At 72.3% G+C, this 19,349-nt stretch carries 12 protein-coding genes; 8 read left to right on the top strand and 4 right to left on the bottom strand.

Annotated features, from left to right (window positions below; translation table 11 throughout):
* Window position 1: 1 nt before the first annotated feature.
* From ACFZAM_RS21055 to ACFZAM_RS21045, 3 genes are all read left to right on the top strand, one after another.
* The gene (locus ACFZAM_RS21055; RefSeq protein ID WP_391048101.1) at window positions 2-1,183 is read left to right on the top strand and encodes an oligopeptide/dipeptide ABC transporter ATP-binding protein; all 1,182 of its coding nucleotides are present in this window, start codon (window positions 2-4) and stop codon (window positions 1,181-1,183) included.
* On the top strand, window positions 1,180-2,319 hold the full coding sequence (locus tag ACFZAM_RS21050) for an oligopeptide/dipeptide ABC transporter ATP-binding protein (protein WP_355335277.1): 1,140 nt from the start codon (window positions 1,180-1,182) through the stop codon (window positions 2,317-2,319). The genes ACFZAM_RS21055 and ACFZAM_RS21050 overlap by 4 nt, the downstream gene beginning before the upstream one ends.
* 486 nt (window positions 2,320-2,805) lie before the next feature.
* On the top strand, window positions 2,806-5,352 hold the full coding sequence (locus tag ACFZAM_RS21045) for a collagenase (protein ID WP_391048228.1): 2,547 nt from the start codon (window positions 2,806-2,808) through the stop codon (window positions 5,350-5,352).
* Window positions 5,353-5,532: 180 nt separating this feature from the next.
* Here ACFZAM_RS21045 and ACFZAM_RS21040 read toward each other — a convergent pair whose 3' ends face one another.
* Together ACFZAM_RS21040 and ACFZAM_RS21035 are read right to left on the bottom strand one after the other, a co-directional pair.
* Entirely contained in the window at window positions 5,533-6,522 is a 990-nt protein-coding gene (locus tag ACFZAM_RS21040) for an SUMF1/EgtB/PvdO family nonheme iron enzyme (RefSeq protein WP_391048099.1), read from the bottom strand.
* Window positions 6,519-7,898, bottom strand: coding sequence for an ROK family protein (locus ACFZAM_RS21035; protein WP_391048098.1), 1,380 nt, complete (start codon window positions 7,896-7,898; stop codon window positions 6,519-6,521). Before ACFZAM_RS21035 ends, ACFZAM_RS21040 begins: the two co-directional genes overlap by 4 nt.
* 248 nt (window positions 7,899-8,146) lie before the next feature.
* Between ACFZAM_RS21035 and ACFZAM_RS21030 the strand changes: the two genes are divergently transcribed.
* The 3 genes from ACFZAM_RS21030 to ACFZAM_RS21020 all read left to right on the top strand — a co-directional run bounded on the left by ACFZAM_RS21030 (window position 8,147) and on the right by ACFZAM_RS21020 (window position 14,508).
* On the top strand, window positions 8,147-9,619 hold the full coding sequence (locus tag ACFZAM_RS21030; RefSeq protein ID WP_391048096.1) for a sulfatase-like hydrolase/transferase: 1,473 nt from the start codon (window positions 8,147-8,149) through the stop codon (window positions 9,617-9,619).
* 106 nt (window positions 9,620-9,725) lie between these two features.
* Complete coding sequence (locus tag ACFZAM_RS21025) at window positions 9,726-11,207, top strand: sulfatase-like hydrolase/transferase (RefSeq protein ID WP_391048094.1); 1,482 nt, start codon at window positions 9,726-9,728, stop codon at window positions 11,205-11,207.
* An 82-nt stretch (window positions 11,208-11,289) separates the two neighbouring features.
* Entirely contained in the window at window positions 11,290-14,508 is a 3,219-nt protein-coding gene (locus tag ACFZAM_RS21020; RefSeq protein ID WP_391048091.1) for a chondroitinase family polysaccharide lyase, read from the top strand.
* An 86-nt stretch (window positions 14,509-14,594) separates the two neighbouring features.
* On the opposite strand, the gene ACFZAM_RS21015 is transcribed toward ACFZAM_RS21020, so the two are convergent.
* Both ACFZAM_RS21015 and ACFZAM_RS21010 read right to left on the bottom strand, forming a co-directional pair.
* Window positions 14,595-15,584 (bottom strand): Gfo/Idh/MocA family oxidoreductase, encoded by a 990-nt coding sequence (locus ACFZAM_RS21015; RefSeq protein ID WP_391048088.1) that lies wholly within the window; start codon window positions 15,582-15,584, stop codon window positions 14,595-14,597.
* A 21-nt stretch (window positions 15,585-15,605) separates the two neighbouring features.
* Window positions 15,606-16,781, bottom strand: coding sequence for a substrate-binding domain-containing protein (locus ACFZAM_RS21010; protein WP_355335259.1), 1,176 nt, complete (start codon window positions 16,779-16,781; stop codon window positions 15,606-15,608).
* A 246-nt stretch (window positions 16,782-17,027) separates the two neighbouring features.
* On the opposite strand from ACFZAM_RS21010, the gene ACFZAM_RS21005 reads away from it, so the two are divergent.
* Both ACFZAM_RS21005 and ACFZAM_RS21000 read left to right on the top strand, forming a co-directional pair.
* Window positions 17,028-18,344, top strand: a complete 1,317-nt coding sequence (locus ACFZAM_RS21005; protein ID WP_391048086.1) for an extracellular solute-binding protein — start codon at window positions 17,028-17,030, stop codon at window positions 18,342-18,344.
* Window positions 18,341-19,348 carry an ABC transporter permease subunit gene (locus ACFZAM_RS21000; protein WP_391048084.1) on the top strand — a complete coding sequence of 336 codons (1,008 nt, stop codon included), beginning with the start codon at window positions 18,341-18,343 and terminating at the stop codon, window positions 19,346-19,348. The genes ACFZAM_RS21005 and ACFZAM_RS21000 overlap by 4 nt, the downstream gene beginning before the upstream one ends.
* Window position 19,349: the final 1 nt, after the last annotated feature.

Raw genomic sequence — 19,349 nt, 5'->3', positions numbered from 1 at the left:
GATGGATCAGGACACCGCCGATGCGGCCACGCCGCCGCTGTTGCGCGTGGACGGCCTCACCGTCTCCTTCCGCACCAAGCGCGGTCCGGTACGGGCCGTCGACGGCATCGGCTTCACCGTCGAGAAGGGGCGGACCCTCGGCCTGGTCGGGGAGTCGGGCTCCGGGAAGTCCGTCACCTCGCTCGCGGTCATGGGACTGCACGAGGACGCCGAGGTCACCGGTTCCATCGCGCTGGGCGGCCGGGAGCTGACCGGTCTGAGCGGTGCGCGACTGAGCGCGCTGCGCGGGCGCCGGATGGCGATGGTCTTCCAGGACCCGCTGTCCAGCCTGCACCCCTACTACACGGTGGGGGAGCAGATCGCCGAGGCGCACCGGCGGCACTTCCGCTCCGGCCGGGCGGTCGCCCGGCGCCGCGCGGTGGAGATGCTCGGCGAGGTCGGCATCCCCGAACCCGCCCGGCGGGTCGCGGAGTACCCGCACCAGTTCTCCGGCGGCATGCGGCAGCGCGTGATGATCGCCATGGCCCTGGCCTGCGAGCCGGACCTGCTCATCGCCGACGAGCCGACCACCGCGCTGGACGTCACCGTGCAGGCGCAGATCCTCGAACTCATCGCCCGCATCCAGCAGGAACGCGGTCTGGGGGTGGTGATGATCACCCACGACCTGGGAGTGGTGGCCCGCGTCGCCCACGAGGTGCTGGTGATGTACGGCGGCAGGGCGGCCGAACAGGCCACGGTGGACGCGCTGTTCGCCGAGCCCGCCCACCCGTACACCCGCGGGCTGCTCGACTCCCTGCCCCGGCTGGACGACGCGGACGACGCGCCGCTGCGTACCGTCCCGGGCTCACCGCCCTCGCTGCTCAGCCTGTCCGAGGGCTGCGCCTTCCTGCCCCGCTGCCCCCGGGCGGCGGTCGCGTCCGAGCCGGAGCGGGAGCGGTGTGCCACCCGGCGCCCGGCCCTGGAGGAGGTGCGCGGCGCGGGGTCGGCCCCGCCGGGGAAGGGCGGCGGGGGAGTGGCCGCCGGGGTCCCACGGGTCTCCGGCGACGGGGGAGAGGCCGCCGCGGCCCCGCCCGGCCCGGCGCATCTGACCGCCTGTCATCTGACGACGGCGGCGCGGTCCGCCGCCGATCCGCCCGCGGACGCCCGGAGCGGGCCGCCCCTCACCGTCAAGGAAACGCGATGAAGCGCACGGACCGAGCACGACCGGCGACGGGATCAGGCCCCGGTACGGGGGCGGCCGTCGCCGATACGAACGGACAGCGCGCCGGGACTGCCCCCGACCGGCGACGGCACCTCGAACCCGTCGCCGCCGCGGACGGCGGACCGCCGCCCGCCCTGGAACCGGGCGGCGACCCGCCGTTGCTGTCGGTCCGCGGCCTGGTCAAGACCTTCCCCGGACGACGGCGGCTGGGCAGGGCGACGGCCCCGGTGCGCGCGGTGGACGGGGTCGGCTTCGACCTGGCGGCCGGTGAGACGCTGGGGCTGGTCGGCGAGTCGGGATGCGGCAAGTCCACCACCGGACGGATGGTGGTGCGGCTGCTCGAACCCACGGCCGGCAGTATCCGGTTCGCGGGACAGGACATCACGCATCTGGGCCAGCGGCGGCTCCGGCCGCTGCGGCGGCACATCCAGATGGTCTTCCAGGACCCGTACTCCTCGCTCAACCCCCGGCAGACCGTGGCCCGTATCGTCACCGACCCGCTCCTGGCGCAGGGCACGTCGGCCGGCCGCGCCAGGATCCGCGCCGCCGAACTGCTCGACCTCGTCGGCCTGTTGCCCGAACACCTCGACCGGTATCCGCACGAGTTCTCCGGCGGGCAGGCACAGCGGATCGGCATCGCCCGCGCCCTGGCCACCGAACCGCGGCTGGTCATCGCGGACGAACCCGTCTCGGCGCTCGACGTCTCGGTGCAGGCGCAGATCGTCAACCTGATGGAACGTCTCCAGGACGAACTCGGCCTGGCCTACGTGTTCGTGGCCCACGACCTCTCGGTCGTCAAGCGGGTCTGCGACCGGGTGGCGGTGATGTACCTCGGCCGTGTCGTCGAGATCGGTGACAAGTCCCAGGTGTACGAGCGCCCCGCGCACCCGTACACCGCGGCGCTGCTGTCGGCGGTGCCGGTACCCGACCCGGCGGTGGAACGCGTGCGGCAGCGGATCGTGCTGCGCGGCGATCCGCCCAGTCCCGCGGCGCCGCCGTCGGGCTGCGCCTTTCACCCGCGCTGCCACAAAGCACAGGAGATCTGCGGCGTCACCCGCCCCGAACTGGCCGGTCCGCCGCGCCGACAGGTCGCCTGTCACTTCCCGGACGCCGATTGAGGGGGCCGAGTGACGGGGCCGCCTGACCGGCCGAGGCACGGGTCCGGTCGGCAGGGCTGCTCCGTGCGCCGGACAGCGGGGTCGAGCGGCTCCGCCGCGTCCGCCTGCGCGCGGGCGGACGCGGTCCGGGCGCGGGGAATTCCCGGGCGCGGAGGAGCAGGGAAACGGCCTGGGGCCACCGGAATTCCGGTGGCCCCAGGCCGTTTTCGCGAGTTCTCCACCCAGGGTTCCCAAGCGATGTGACATGTGCAATGGTACATGGCGCACAACCTGAAAGCCGTGCTCATGCCAAAAGCTGAGGCACGGCTCGCGGTCCGTCCGGGACCGCACCGCCCACTCCCCACAGTGCCGGGCGGGCCCGGACGGGTGCACCGCGAATCCCCCCTCGCCGCGCAACGGAGCGCGGCACACACCGCTGGGAGGCGGCACGTGAACACCCAACCGGTACGACGAAGTCTCACCGGGTTCCTGATACTCGCCCTGGCCATGTGCCTGGGCATCGGCATGCTGATCCACCCGGAACGGGCCGCGGCAGCGCAGCCGAAGCCCGCCGGGACCGCGGCCACCCGCCCCGGCCCGGCGGCCCAGCCCGCCACGGTCGCCGCGGCGAAGTCCGACCACACCGGAGCCGGTTCGCTCAGCGCGGCCGACCGGGCGCCGCTGCCCGCGTCCAAGGACGCGCTCAAGCAGGACTACGACGCGCCGACGGCGCCGGTGGTCAGCCACTCCGCGCCGTCCATGAAGGCCGCGGCGCGGGCCAAGGCCAGGGCCAACGGCCTGACCGCGGCGGCGACATGCAACGCCTCGGACTTCACCGGCCGGACCGGCAGCGCCCTCGTCGCCCAGATCAAGGCGTCCACCACGGACTGTGTCAACACGCTGTTCAACCTGACCGGCACCGACGCCTACAACGCCTTCCGCGAGGCGCAGATGACCACCGTCGCCTACGCCATGCGCGACGGCTCGGCCGCCTACCCCGGTGACAGCAGCACCGGCATGCCGCAGCTCGTGCTCTACCTGCGGGCGGGCTACTACGTCCAGTACTACAACTCCTCGGCGGTCGGCAGTTACGGCACCGCCATGGTCACAGCCATCCGCAGCGCCCTGGACGCCTTCTTCGCCAGCGCCCACTCCGGCGACGTCACCGACGCCAACGGCGAGGCCCTCGCCGAGGCCGTCACCCTGATCGACAGCTCCGAGCAGGACGCCCGCTACCTGTACGTCGTCAAGCGGCTGCTGAACGGCTACAACAGCTCGTACGACGCGTCCTGGTACATGCTCAACGCCGTCAACAACGTCTACACCGTGCTGTTCCGCGGCCACCAGTTCCCGGACTTCGTCGCGGCCGTCGTGGCCGACCCGAGCGTGCTGGACACGCTGTACAACTTCGCCGGCTCGCACCTGGCGCTGCTGAGCACCGACCAGGCGTACCTGACGTCCAACGCCGGGCGTGAACTGGGCCGGTTCCTCCAGGAGTCGGCCCTGCGCGCCAAGGCCAGCCCGCTGGTGGCCGCGCTGCTGAGCCGGACCGCCATCACCGGACCCACCGCTGCCCTGTGGGTCGGCCTGGCCGAGATGACCAGCTACTACGACGCGTCGAACTGCTCGTACTACGACACGTGCAACCTCGCCGACCGGCTCAAGAGCTCGGTGCTCACGTCCAACTACACGTGCAGTTCCAGCATCCGCATCCTCGCCCAGGACATGACGGCTGCTCAGCTCAGCTCCTCCTGCGCCAGCCTGCGCGCCCAGGACGCGTACTTCCACGGCCTCGTCCACGACAGCGGGCCCGTCGCCAACGACAACAACTCCACCATCGAGGTGGTGGTCTTCAACTCCAGCACCGACTACCAGACATACGCCGGGGCCATGTACGGCATCGACACCAACAACGGCGGCATGTACCTGGAGGGCGACCCGGCCGCGGCCGGCAACCAGCCGCGCTTCATCGCCTACGAGGCCGAGTGGGTGCGCCCGGACTTCCAGATCTGGAACCTGAACCACGAGTACACGCACTACCTCGACGGCCGGTTCGACACCTACGGCGACTTCACCGCGAGCACCGCCACGCCGACCACCATCTGGTGGATCGAGGGCTTCGCCGAGTACGTCTCCTACTCCTACCGCAACGTGGTCTACACCGACGCGCAGAACCAGGCCGCGACGCACGGCTACACCCTGCGGTCGATCTTCGGCAACACCTACGACTCGGGCCAGACCCTGGTCTACAACTGGGGCTACCTCGCGGTGCGTTACATGCTCCAGTCGCACCCGGCAGACGTCACCGCGCTGCTCGCCGACTACCGCAGCGGCAACTACGCCGCCGCGCAGACCCTGCTCACCAGCACCATCGGCACGCGCTACAACAGTGACTGGGACGCCTGGCTGACCAAGTGCGCGGTGGGGAACTGCGGCAGCATCGGCGGCGGCAACCCGCCCGGCAACCAGGCGCCCACGGCCGCCTTCACCTCGGCCGTCAGCAATCTGACCGCCGCCTTCACCGACAGGTCGACGGACAGCGACGGCACCATCGCCTCCCGCGCCTGGAACTTCGGTGACGGCACCACCTCCACCGCCGCCAACCCGTCCAGGACGTACACGGCCGCGGGCACGTACACCGTGACACTGACCGTCACCGACAACGGCGGCGCCACCAACACCACGTCGCAGACGGTCACGGTCGGCAGCGGCGGCGGCACGGCGCCCGAGTGCACCGGCGCCGACGTCAACCAGCTCGGCAAGAACTGCAAGCGCGGCAATCTGTCGGCGCCCACCGGCGACTACGCCTACCTGTACCTCTACCTGCCCGCGGGCACCACGACCCTGAAGATCACCTCGGCCGGCGGGACCGGCAACGCCGACCTCTACTACAGCAACACCGGGTGGGCCACGACCGCCAGCTACACCAGCAAGGCCACCGGCAGCGGCAACGCCCACACCCTGACCGTCACCAACCCGACGGCCGGTTACGTCTACGTCAGCCTCTACGCCGTCCAGGGCTTCAGCGGAGCCTCGGTCACCACGTCCTACTGATCCCGGCCGCCTGCCGGTAGCGGGCGCACGGAACAGGAGGCACCACGGTCCGAAGGGGCGGACAGCGGTCACCACCGCTGTCCGCCCTCCGGGCCCGTCCGTACCCCGGAAGCGGGGCGACCCCTCGCTTCCGGCCGGTCGGTCAGTGGGTAAGTCGGTCGATAAGGCGGTCTCAGCTGGTCAGTCGTCGACGGCGCACCGGAAGCCGCCGTGCGCCGTGGTGCTGTCCGGAGTGTTGGAGGTACGGGCGGCGACCCGGTAGCGGTTGCAGTAGGAGTGGTGGCACAGATACGAACCGCCGCGCAGCACCCGGTTGTCGCCGTCGGGAGGACCCACCGGGTCGACCCGCGTCTCGGGCCGGGGCGCGGCGTGCCAGTCGGGGGAGAACCGGTCCGCGCACCACTCCCAGACATTGCCCGAGGCGTTGTGGAGCCCGTAGCCGTTGGGAGTGAAGGCGTTGGCGGGCGCGGTGCCCAGATATCCGTCCTCGCGGGTGTTGCGGACCGGGAAGTCGCCGCGCCAGATGTTGCAGCGGTGCCGCCCGTTGGGGGTCAGCTCGTCCCCCCAGGGGAAGCGGGCCCGTACCAGTCCGCCGCGTGCGGCCTTCTCCCATTCCGCCTCGGTGGGCAGCCGCTTGCCCGCCCAGGCCGCGTAGGCGACGGCGTCGTGCCAGGAGATGTGCACCACGGGGTGGTTGCCGCGCTCCCCGATCGAGGTGCCGGGGCCTTCGGGCGAGCGCCAGCAGGCACCCGAGACCGCTCGCCACCACGGCGCGCCCGGCACGCGGCCGGGAAGCACCGCGTGCCGCGCCCGCGGAGGCACGAAGCCGCCGAAGACGTAGGACCAGCCGCTCAGTTCGGCCTGGGTGCGGTAGCCGGTGGCCTTGACGAACACGGCGAAGCGGGAGTTGGTGACGCATGTCGCGTCGATGCGGAAGGCGCTGACCGTCACCTCGCGCACCGGCCCCTCGCCGTCGTCGGGGAACGCGTCCTCGTCGTCGCCGCCCATCAGATAGGGGCCGGTGGGCACGGCGACCATGCCGCGCAGCACCTCCGCGCGCGGGCGGTCGGGAACGGCGAAGTCCCGTGGCGGAGGCGCGAGTTCGCTTCCCGTCCCGGCTCCGGCCTCGGCCGTTCCGCCGTGACCGCCGGGGCCGCAGCACGCCGTCACCGGGCACCACCGGCGTCACCCGTGCCACCGGCCGGATCGCCGCGGCGTCCCGGCGGCGGCGCACCGCCGTCCACGAGGACGTCGACCCGCTCGCCCGCCGCGTGCAGCAGCATCGCGACGGCGCCCTGGGCCGCGGCGTCGTCGCCGAGCGTGGAGGCCCTGACGGGGATGGTCCGCGCGGCGGCCGGCAGGGAGAACGCCGTGAGCTGCGCGCGGACCGTGTCGAGGACCGGAGCGCCGAGGGCGGCGAGTTCACCGGCGATCACCACGCACGCGGGGTCCGTCTGGGCGGCGAGTGCGGCGAGCACACGGCCCGCCGCCGTCGCGGCCCCGGCCACGACGTCGGCCGCCGGTCGCTCGCCGGACGCGGCCCGCGCCACCAGTTCGCGCCCGTCCCGGACGCTCGCCCCCCTGGCGCGGCACTCGGCCAGCAGCGCGGGGATGCCGATCACGCCCTCCAGGCAGCCGCGGCCCCCGCAGTAGCAGTCCGCTCCGCGCGGGTCGCAACTGGTGTGGCCGATCTCGCCCGCCGCGCCGTGCGCGCCGCGTACCAGTCGGCCGTCCACCACGAGCCCGCCGCCGACCCCCTGCGACCAGTGCAGGTACACGATGTCGGACAGGCCGCGCGCCGCGCCCCAGGTGATCTCGGCCAGCGCGGCCAGCCGCGTGTTGTTGTCCGTGGCCACCGGCGCCTCGAAGTGGTCGCCGAGCCCGGCGACGATCCGGGCCGCGGAGGCCGCCCGGTCCGCGGGGTCCGGCGGACGTTCGTCGTCCGGGCGCCGCACCGGCCCCGGCAGGCCGAGGCCGACGCCGGTCACCGGTGCGAGACTCACCCCGCGCTCCGCGACCAGTTCGCCGACGGCGGCGACGACCGCGGCCACCCGCTCGTCGGGTCCGGCCTCCGCCCGCAGCGCGGTGCTGGACCGGGCGACGACCTCGTGGGCGTGGTTGGCGATCACGATCTGCAAGCGGGTCGGAAGCAGCCCGATGCCGATGAGCTGCGCGCCGCGCGGGTTGAGGGAGACCGCCATGGCGGGGCGGCCGGGGCCCCTCGGCGGCCGGGTGCCGGTGCGGGCGCCTGCGTCGGCGGTCGGGTCCGGGGCGCCGTCCGCCGCGGGTACGGTCGCGGCGGCCGTCCCCGTACCGCCGCCGGAGCCCGGCGCCCAAGTGCCGTCCGGCGCGGTCATCGGCCGCTCGACGACGGCCTCGCGGGCGAGCAGGTCCGAGACGATCGTGAACAAGGTGGTGCGGGAGAGCCCCAGCCGCTCGATCAGCTCCGCGCGGCTCAGCGCTCCCGCGCGCCGCAATTCGCCGAGCACCGCCGCCTCGTGGGCGGCGCGCAGTCGGTGCAGTGCGGCTCCGCGTCGGTCTGCCATGTCCGCATGATCGGACCGCGCCGTGGATTCTGTCAAGTTTCGGGACTAATCCATCCGTGCTGGTCAGTGCCTTCGGCGGTGAGGTGCTTGCCGGATTCGGGGACCATCGGCAGTGATTAGTCCCGAGGATTGACCAAAATACCGGGCCGTCCTTACGGTGCACGGGAGCCGACCAAGCGACGACAGCGCCGCCAGCGGCGGGAGCGGAGGGGCGGCGGCCGGTGAGCCCGCACAACATCCTTTTTCTGATGACCGACCAGCACCGGGTGGACACCCTCGGCGCGTACGGCAACACCGTCGTCGAGACCCCGGCCCTGGACGGACTCGCGGCGCGGGGGACGCGGTTCGACCGGTTCTACACCCCGACGGCGATCTGTACACCGGCACGCGCGTCGCTGGCCACCGGCCTGCACCCGTTCCGGCATGGCCTGCTCGCCAACCCCGAGCGCGCCGCCGGCGGCCAGGACGAGCTGAACGAGAGCCAGCCACTGCTCTGGCCCCAACTGCGGGCGGCCGGTTACCAGGTCGGCCACGTCGGCAAGTGGCACATCGGCCGCGAGCACGGCCCCGAGCACCACGGCCTGGACGGCGAGCACCTGCCCGGCGCGCTCAATCCCGTACGCCACCCGTCGTACCAGCGATGGCTGGCGGACCGCGGCCTGCCGCCGTTCGCGGTGACCGACCCCGTCTTCGGCACCGCCGCCAACGGCGTCGGCCGGGGCCACCTCATCGCGGGTCGGCTGCGGCAGCCCGTCGAGGCCACCGTCGAGGCCTTCCTCACCGACCGCACCCTCGCGCTGCTGGAGCGGTACGCCGCCGGCCGGCGCACGTCAGGGCGGCCGTTCATGCTGTCCTGCCACTGGTTCGGACCGCATCTGCCCTATCTCGTGCCCGACCACTACTACGACCTCTACGACCCGGACGATGTCGTGCTGCCCGAGTCGATGGCCGAGACCTTCGCGGGCAAGCCCGACGTACAACGCCGCTACAGCGAATACTGGTCGGCCGACGCCTTCGACGCGGACGCCTGGCGCAAGCTGATCGCCGTCTACTGGGGCTACGTCACCATGATCGACCACCAGATCGGCCGGATTCTGCGCGCCCTGGAGGAGTACGGCCTGGGCGACGACACCGCCGTGTTCTTCACCGCGGACCACGGCGAGTTCACCGGCGGCCACCGGCTGAACGACAAGGGCCCGGCGATGTACGAGGACATCTACCGCGTCCCCGCCATCGCCCGGGTTCCGGGTGGGCCCGCCCAGGTCTCGGACGCCTTCGCCACGCTCACCGACCTCAACCCCACCCTGCTGGACATCGCGGGCCTGCCCGCCCCCGAACCCTGCGACGGAGACAGCCTGTTGCCGCTGCTGACCGGCGACACCGGGGGAGCGCGCGCGGTCCTGGACCGGACCGAGGTCGTCGCCGAATTCCACGGCCACCACTTCCCGTACTCCCAGCGCATGATCCGGGACCGCCGGTACAAGCTCGTCCACAACCCGGAGAGCGTGCACGAGCTGTACGACCTGGACCGCGATCCGCACGAGTTGCGCAATGTCCACGGGTCCCCGGCGTACGCCGACGTCAGGCGGGAGCTGACCGGGCGGCTCTACCGAGAACTGCTGCGCCGCGGCGACCCCGCCCACAGTTGGATGGGCTACACGGCCGACATCGGCGGCCACCGCGCACCGGACCTCGACGGCGTGGCCGACGACCTCGGCTGAACCGGCCGGTCACCCGGGCCCGGCCGTCCCGCACCCGCCCGCCCCCGACCGCCGGGCCCGTCCGCCCGCGCCCCACCTCACCATCCGCCCACCAGGGAGACCCACCATGGCAAGCCACGACCCGCGGCGCCCGAACGTCCTGCTCATCCTCAGCGACGACCAGGGCCACTGGGCCCTCGGCTGCGCGGGCAACGACGAGATCCTCACCCCGTCCCTCGACGCGCTCGCCGAGAGCGGCACCCGGCTGGAGAACTTCTTCTGCACCTCCCCGGTCTGCTCACCGGCCAGGGCCAGCCTCTTCACCGGCCAGATCCCGTCCCGCCACGGCGTGCACGACTGGCTCTCCGGCGGCCACGCGGGCCCGGACGGCCAGGACTTCCTCGCCGGACAGCGGCTGTTCACCGACGAGTTCGCCGACGCCGGCTACCGGCTGGGCCTGTCCGGCAAATGGCACCTCGGCGCCAACGACCGGCCGCGCCCCGGCTTCACGCACTGGTACGCGCACGAGAGCGGCGGCAGCGCCTACCACGACGCACCGATGTACCGGCACGGCACGAGGGAACCGGCCGCCGGATACCTCACCGACGTCCTGGCCGACGACGCGGTGGACTTCCTGAACGGCGAGGCCGGACGGGAGGAGCCCTTCTACCTCTCGCTGCACTTCACCGCCCCGCACAAGCCCTGGAAGGGCCAGCACCCGCCGCAGGTCGAACGCCTCTACGCGGACTGCGCGTTCGACACCTGCCCGCAGGAGGAACCGCACCCGTGGCAGCCGCTGGTCGACGGCGTACCGGTCGGCGGCGAGGCCGACGTCCGGGCCGCCCTCGTCGGCTACTTCGCCTCCGTCACCGCCATGGACACCGCCGTCGGACAGGTCCTGCGAACCCTCGCGGACCTGGGCCTCACCGACAGCACGCTGGTGGTGTTCTCCAGCGACAACGGCTTCAACTGCGGCCACCACGGCATCTGGGGCAAGGGCAACGGCACCTTTCCGCAGAACATGTACGACAGTTCGGTCAAGGTCCCGGCGATCATCGCGCAGCCCGGCCGGATCAGCGCGGGCTCGGTGCGCCACGAACTGCTGTCGGCGTACGACTTCGCCGCCACGCTCCTGGAGTGCGCCGGGCTGGACGCGGAACCGTTCGAGACCGGACCCGGCAGATCCTTCGCGCCACTGCTGCTGACCGGCCGGCCGAGCCAGCCGCCGCCGCCCCGGCCCGTGGTCGTCTACGACGAGTACGGTCCCGTCCGGATGATCAGGACCGCCGAGTGGAAGTACGTCCACCGGTACCCGCACGGTCCGCACGAGCTGTACGACCTGGCCGCCGATCCGGGCGAGCACGTCAACCTCGTCGCCGACCCGGCGCACCGCGAACGCGTCGGCGACCTGCGGCGCCGGCTCGACGCGTGGTTCACGGAACACGGGGACCCGGCGCGGGACGGCAGCCGCCTGCCGGTCACCGGAGCCGGGCAGCGCGCGCCGCTGGACGCCGGACGGGGCGGCGCCGACGCTCCGGACGCGGACCCGCTCGGCGCCTTCGACGACCCCGAGTGGCAACCGCCGCATCCGCCGTTCAGTCCTTCTTGAATCGTTCTGTCCCCGGCCGCTGTGATGCAGGCGAACCCCTCCCCTCACGGGAACCCGGCGAGGGAGTACCGGAGGACAGACCATGCCAGAGCAGGCCCAAGGATTCACGCGACGCAAGGCGCTGATCGGCGCCGCACTCGGATCGGCCGCCGCCGCGCTGCCCGTCGCGGCCGCACCGGCGGCGGCCGACAGCCCGGCGGCGAACGGCGCCGCGGCCGGCCCCCCGGGGCAGGCCGCGGACGCGCCGAGCGTCGAGGACCAGGCACTCTCCCTCGACCCGCCGGTGTTCCTCTTCGAGACCCGGATACCCGAGCACCTGCGCACCGGGCCCGGCTCGCGGGTGAGCATCAGCGCCGCCACCGCCCGGATCGGCCCGCACTCCCTGCGCTGGGACTACCGGCCGGGCGCCGAACTGGAGATCCGTACCCCGCTGCGCTACGCACCCGACGCGTATCGCGACGGCGACGACCAGGCGACCATGGGGACGGTCGACACCTTCGCCGTGTGGATCCACAACGACCGGGCCCTCGACGACGTGCTCCGGGTGGAGTTCGGGCGCGGCCGGCGCGCCGACGCGTGGTGCGAGATCCACCTCGGCTTCACCGGCTGGCGGACCGTGTGGATCCGCTACGGGTACGACCTGTCGGGAAAGCCGCGCGCGGGCATGGACACCCTGCGGTTCGTCGCGCCCCGGCGCTCCGGCGCGGGCACCCTCCACCTCGACCAGCTCATCGTCAACACCGAGCTGCGCCCCGACCACCCCACCCGTGACCGGCAGGTGCCGTTCGTCAACCGCGAGGGCGACCGGGCCGCCAACGCCCATTGGCTGGCCCTGCTCTCGTACGCCGACCGGCTCGCCGCGCACCCGCTGCCGGAACCCGAGCCCACAGCGAGGGAGAGCGCCTCGCTCGCCGAGGTGACCCGGCGCTATCACGCGGTCCTGCGCAAGTCCCTCACGGTGGACGACGCGGCGGTCGCGGCGCTGGCCGCCGCGACCGACGGCCTCGGTGTGCCGTACCCCGGTGAGCGGGTGCCGGGCCGGGCCGTCGACTCCTACCAGACGGAGATCTACCCGCCGCGGATCGCCGCCGCGCTCAACGCGTTCGTCGCCGGCAGCCCGCTGCGCCAGGTCACCGACCTGATGTACCAGATCGCCTGCGCGTACGACGCCGCGTCGCACGACGCGCACCGGACCCGGCTCACCGATCTGTACGCACGGATCCTGGACCACCTCCGCGAACAGGGCTGGGCGGCGGGGAGCTGCCAGGGCACGATCCACCACCTCGGCTACCAGTTCCGCGGTTTCTACGACTCCGTCCACCTGATCCGTGACGCCCTGGCCGAGCGGGGGCTGCTGGACGGTGTCCGGGAGGACCTGGCCTGGTTCACCGGACTCGGCCGACTGCTCCAGGACTTCGGCGACGCCGAGTCCTACGGCGGCATCTTCGACATCCTCAACACCAACCTCCAGGGCATGCTCGGCACCGCCCTGCTCATGCCGACCCCGGCCGGGCAAGTGGCGCACCTGCACGCGCTGCGGCGCTGGCTGGACGCCGCCCTGACCGTCTCGCCCGGCATCATGGACGGCTTCAAGGCCGACGGCTCCGTCTTCCACCACCTGGGCATGTACCCGGACTACGCCCGCGACGGCTACAAGGGGTCGGCCCCGACCGTCGACATCCTCAGCGGCACCGCCTTCCGGGTGGGGGAGGCGGCACACGGCCGCTACAAGGACGCGTTGCTGCGGATGCGCGTCTACGCCAACGCCTCCGACTGGCCGCTGTCGCTGGCCGCCCGCCACCCCACCGGTCTGACCGCGCTCGCCCTGCCGCCCTACCAGTCGCTCACCACCGCCGGGTCCCCGGACGGCTCGCGGGAGCTGGACCCCGAGGTGGGCGCGGCGTTCCTGCGCCTGCTGCCCGCCAAGCCGAGTTCCGTGCAGAAGGCGCTGGCCCAGCGGTTGGCCGCCGCGGGCGTCACGGCGGAAGCCGCGCCGACGGGCAGTTGGGCGATGAACCACAGCGCGCTGGCCCTCCACCGACGCGACAACTGGCTGGTCGCGGTCCGCGGCCACAACCGCTACCTGTGGAGTACCGAGATCTACGCCACCGACAACCTCTACGGGCGGTACACCACCTACGGCCAGATCCAGGTCCTCGGCCGCGGCGACCCGGTCGACAACCTGGCCAGCGGATTCCGGCAGCCCGGCTGGGACTGGAACCAGTGGCCGGGCACCACGGCCATCCGCCTGCCCTACGAAGAGCTGCGGTCCAACCTGGCGGGCGCGATCGAGCAGATGCCGCTCACCGAGTCGCGGTTCGGCGGCGCGGGCACCATCGACGACCGGCACGCCGTCTTCGCGATCGACCTGCGCGAACACCCCGTCTTCAACCCCTCGCACCGGGCACGCAAATCGGTGTTCCTCTTCGACGAGCGGGTCATCGCCCTCGGCTCCGGCATCCGCAACGACGACTCCGTCCACCCGACGCGGACCACGCTCTTCCAGTGCCACCTGGCCGAGCCCTCGGAACCGGTGATCCACAGCGCCCTGGGCGCGGTCGCCGACTTCCCCTACGCCGTCGACCGCACGCCGTCCGACCCGACGTGGCTGATCGACCCGGTCGGCAACGGCTACTGGATACCGCCGGGCCAGCGGCTCGCGCTGACTCGCGCCTCCCAGACCGCTCCCGACCAGAGCACGGGCACACCCGGTGCCGCCGACTTCGCCACCGCGTGGCTCGACCACGGGAGCGCGCCGCGCGGCGGCCGTTACGCGTACGCCCTGATCGTGGACGCCACACCGGAGGACATGAGGGACTTCGCGGCGCGGATGGCCGACCCGACGATCGCGCCGTACTCGGTGCTGCGCCATGACGACGGCGCGCACGTCGTGCACGACCGGGCCACCGGGATCACCGCGTACGCCGTCTTCGAGCCGCAGCGCACCCTGGCGGCGGGCGGCCCGATCGCGGCGGTGGACACGCCCTCGCTGCTGCTCGCGCGCCCGGACTCGGGCGGCCTCGTGCTGTCCGTCACCGATCCGGACCTGCGCCTGTACGAGGGCCGGGACCGGGACCAGTACGACCGGAACGGCGCGTTCGTCGGTGTGCTCAGCCCGTTCTCCAGGCCCTGGCGGGACAGCCGGGGCGGCACCCACCGGCTGCGGCTGGTCCTGCGTGGCGCCTGGCGGACCGCCGAGCCCCACGCCGAGGTCCGCACTGCCGTGCACGGCGGCCTGACCTCGGTGGACGTCCGGTGCCACCTCGGCCTGGGGGTACAGATCCGGTTGCGGTCCGCGTGAAGGCGCCGGGTGGCGGATGAGCGGGCGACGGAAAGGGCCGGTGCCGGGGGTTTCCTCCCGGGCACCGGCCCTTCCGGGCGTCGGCGTCAGACGCTCTGCGCGGCGCCCACCCCGACCGGCTCTCCGGTCGCGGCCGAGGCGTACGACGCCAGGACGAGTTCCACGATGTGGCGGCCGTGTTCCGGGGTGACCCGGGGGGCGGCGCCGCCGACGGCCGCGACGAAGTCGGCGAGCTGCTCCCGGAAGGCGTCCGGGATGTCCGTACCACTCGGGGTGTGGATCTGCCGGGTGCGGCCGTCGATGCGCAGAAACGTTCCCGCCCGCGGGTCGGCGACCACCGAACCGCGTTCGCACACCACGGTCAGCTCGTCGACCTTGTGGGGCGGGTCGGAGATCACCGAGACACCGGCCAGCCCGCCGTTGGCGAGCCGCAGCGCGACGGTGCCGTCGGTCTCGACGGGCGCGCCGAACCGCTCGGTGACGGCGGCGGTCAGCGAGACCGCGGGCGCGCCGCCCAGCCAGACCGACCGGTCCAGGCAGTGGGCGCCGATGTTCATCAGCGCGCCGCCGCCCGCCAGTTCACGGGAGAAGAACCAGGGGGAGCGGGTGCCGGGCCGGTAGTCCGTGCTGCGGTAGTCGTGCACGGCCAGCGGCGCGCCCAGCACACCGTCGGCGATCGCCCGCTCGGCGGCGCACTTGTCGGGCAGGAAGTGCTGGATGTGCCCGACGGCCAGGGTGACCCCGGCCTGCGCGCAGGCCGCGGCCATCGCGTCGCAGTCGGCGAGGGTGGTGGCCATCGGCTTCTCCACCAGCACATGCAGGCCGTGCGCGGCGGCGTCCAGGACCATCCGGCTGTGGAGCGCGTGCGGGGTGTTGACGATGACCGCGTCGACCGAGCGGCAGGCGAGCAGGTCGCGGTAGTCGGTGAAGGTCGCGGCCCCGTGCGGGGCGGCGACCCGGCGGGCCGCCGATTCCTCCAGGTCACAGACCGCCGTCAGGCGGGTGTCCGCGATCCGGTCCGCGGCCAGGGCGTGCAGGTCCGCGACCGCGCCCGCGCCGATCAGTCCGATACGCATGGAACTCCTTGTCGGTGGGATTCAGGACATCTCGGGGAGCGGTCGCGGCTCCGCGCGGAGCGCGGCGGCCCCGCAGGAGGCGCGCACGACGATCCGCGGGCGGAGCAGCACTTGGTGCAGGGGACAGGCGTCGCCCTCGGAGAGCCGGCGCAGCAGCACCTCGGCCGCCATCCGGCCGACCCGGTACTTCGGCGGGGAGACCGCGGTGAGCGGCACCTCCGCTATGTCCGCGGTCTCGTCGTCGTACGAGACCAGGGCCAACTGCCCCGGGATCTGCGTGCCGTGACGTCGGGCGGCGGCCTCCAGCAAAATCGCCTCCCGGTCGCCGAAGACCAGGGCCGCGGTCGTCCTGGACTCCATCAGGTCGGCGATCATCCGGTCCGCCAGCGCGGCGGTCCACTGCGCCTTCTCGGCTTCGTGGCGGAAGCTCCCCGACAGCCCGAGGTCGTCCATCGCCCGCCGGAAACCCAGCGCGACGGCGACCCCGGTCGGATTGCGGCTGCGGGTGATCAGCGCGATCCGCTCGTGCCCCAGCCGGTGCAGGTGCAGCACCGCGTCGTACGCGCCGCCCAGATGGTCGGAGCAGACGTGCTCGGTACGGTCACCGGGACCCGCGTCGATGAGGCGGCGCTCCAGCAGGACCGCGGGCACCGGCAGCGACATCAGCTCACCGGCCCGGACCCCGGGGTCCTCGATCCCGGTCAAGGTGGGCACCAGCAGCAGCCCGTCGACGCCGGACTCCAGCAGGAAGTCCAGGTCGCGGTCCTCCTCGGCGCGGTCGTAGTGGTACGTGGCGAGTTGCAGGCCGACACCGGCCGCGGACAGCGCCTCCTCGATGCCCTGGAGCACCCGGGGGTAGTACAGCTTGGTGTCGGGGACGAGGACGCCCACGGTCCGCCGGGTGCGCGGCGCCTGCTGCCGGGGACTCGCCACGAAGCTGCCCGAGCCCTGCCGCCGTACCACCAGACCCTCTTCGACCAGCAGGTCGAAGGCGCGCCGCACCGTGGTCAGCGACAGGCCGGTCTCCTGGGACAGCCCGCTCTCGGTCGGCAGCTTCGCGCCGGTGGGCCAGTCGCCGGCCAGGATGCCGCGGCGCAGTTCCGCCGCGAGCGACTGGAACTTGAGGTTGCGCGCGGCGGTGTCCCGCACCGAGCCGGTCCTGCGGCGGCTGCCACCGGAACGGGATGAATCGGCCATGTCGTCCCTCTGCTGGAGTGTCGCCGAGCGTGGTCCGCTCCGATTGTCGCGCCCGGCAGGAGAGCAATAAAGGACTAATCAGGGACGGCTTCATGACGGACCCGCGGACTTCTCCGGTGACGGCGGAGCATCCGCCGACTACCAAGCGGATTCGGGACGCAATACGTCTTGAATGCTCTCTTCCGCGCTCGTGACAGTGGGCCGCACAGAGCAGTCATCCACTGCCCTCATCCAGAGGCGGGAAGTATGGGCACGCATATCTCAGGTCATCGCTGGCAGCTCCCGGTCGCGCTGGGCGCCGTGGGCGTCCTCCTGTGCGCCGCGACGGCGTGCTCGGGCGCCACCTCCTCGTCGGGCTCGTCCCGGCAGTTCACCTACTGGTCGATGTGGAAGGAGGGCGAGCCGCAGCAGAAGGTGCTCGCCCTGGCCGTCACCGACTTCGAGAAGCAGACCGGCATCAAGGTCAAGGTCCAGTGGCAGGGGCGGAACAACCTGCAGAAGCTGGTGCCCGCCCTGAACACCAACAATGTGCCCGACCTGGTCGACGGTCCCTATGTGAAACTCGTCCCCGCGCTGGTGGCCACCCAGCAGTCGCTCGGCCTGACCTCGGCCTTCGACACAGAGGTCGACGGCTCCACCGCGGGCAAGCTGATCCCGGCCAAGTACCTCAAGACCATCGACATCGACGACGCGGCGGGCCGGCCCTGGATGGTGCCGTACAGCATCACCTCCGACGCCGTCTGGTACGACGCCGCGGCCCACCCCGAGCTGAGACGCGACCCGCCCCGTACCTGGGACGAGTTCATCGCCCTGCTCGACCGGATCAAGAAGGACGGCCGGACCCCGCTCGCCGCGGACGGCGACGTGACCGGCTACAACGCCGCGTTCCTGTCCACCCTGATCGTCCGCAACCTCGGACCCGGCGGCCTCAAGAAGGTCGCCTCCGACCGGACCGGCAAGGCGTGGCTCGACCCGGCCGTGCTGGACGCCGCCAAGAAGGTCGAGCAACTCGTCCGCGGCGGCTACCTGATCGACGGATACAAGGCGAGCAAGTGGCCCGCCGAGCAGCAGAAGTGGGCGAACGGCAAGGCCGAGCTGATGTTCAACGGCTCGTGGCTGCCCACCGAGTCCGCCACCTACGCGGCCAAGGGCTTCACGTACGCGGCCTTCCCCTTCCCGGTCACCGCCGCCGGTCACTCCAGCATGCGCGCCGACTTCGTGGGCTTCGCCGTACCGAAGAAGGCCGACGACGCCAAGGACGCGCAGCGGTTCGCCGCCTTCCTGCTCGGCAAGAAGTACCAGGACGCGATGGGCCGGCAGGCCAAGGTCATCCCGGTCCGCGCGGACGCGGCCACCTCGCCCGAGATGGCCGACGTGAAGAAGGCACTGGACCAGGCGGACTCCTTCCACCAGCAGAACGACGGCGTGGCCTTCCCCGGCTACAACGAGAAGCTGTTCTGGGCCAAGGACGACGAACTCTTCTTCGGCAAGATCTCCGCCGAGGAGTTCGTGCACCAGATGCAGGGGGCCCAGGCCACGTACTGGAAGGACCAGCCGCAGTGATCAGGACCGCACCGGCCGGTCCCGACACCGGCCCGGCCGCCGACTCCGCGACCGGCCAGGAGCCAGGACCGGTGCGGCCCGAGCGGGCGCGTCCGGGCGGCACCGCGGCGGGCGGAACGCTCGCCCGGCAGCGACGGCGGCTCTTCGTGCCGTTCGTCGGCCCGGCCCTGCTGCTCTACACCGTGGTCTTCGTGGCGCCGATCGGCGGCGCGGTCTGGATCAGCCTGCACAACTGGGCCGGCTCCGGGCCCATGACCTGGGCGGGACTGCGCAACTACACCCGGCTCCTCCACGACGACCTGTTCGTGGAGTCGCTCGGCAACACCCTCAAGCTGCTCTTCCTCGTCGGCATCGCGGTCTTCGCGATCAGCTTCGCCCTGACCCTGATCCTGCGGGACATGGCGGGCCGCAAGGTCGTCCGGTCGATCATCTTCTTCCCGCACCTGGTCAACGCCCTGGTCTACGGAGTCCTGGTCGGATTCATCTTCAACCCCGACGGTCTGGCCAACTCCCTGCTCGCCCACCTCGGCATCCACTCCCCGCCGCAGTGGCTGTCCCAGGACAACATGTTCCCGCTCATCATGGTCACGATGACCTGGATGACGACCGGTTACTTCACCACCATCCTGATGGCCGGTGTCGACCGCATCCCGGTCAGTTACTACGAGGACTGCGCGCTGGCCGGCGCCGGCGCCCTCGAGCGGCTCCGCTACGTCGTCCTCCCGCTGACCTGGGACGTCTTCGGAGTCTGCGCGGTCCTGTGGACGATCTCCTCGGTGAAGATCTTCGAGATCGTCTGGATCTTCGGCGGCAGCAGCGGCAACGGCATCCCGCCCACCAAGACCTGGACCTCCGCCGTCTACACCTACGCCACCGCCTTCTCCGGCGACTCGGTGCCCTCCTACGGGGCGGCCACGGCGTCGGCGATCCTCTCCCTCCTGCTGGTCACCGTGCTCGTCGTGCTGTTGCGGCGCCTGATGCGCAGGGAAGCCGTCGAGTTCTGAA

Source organism: Streptomyces sp. NPDC008079 (assembly GCF_042957385.1).
In the GTDB taxonomy this organism is placed as follows: Bacteria; Actinomycetota; Actinomycetes; order Streptomycetales; family Streptomycetaceae; genus Actinacidiphila.
This window is presented reverse-complemented; position numbering and strand designations above follow the sequence as displayed.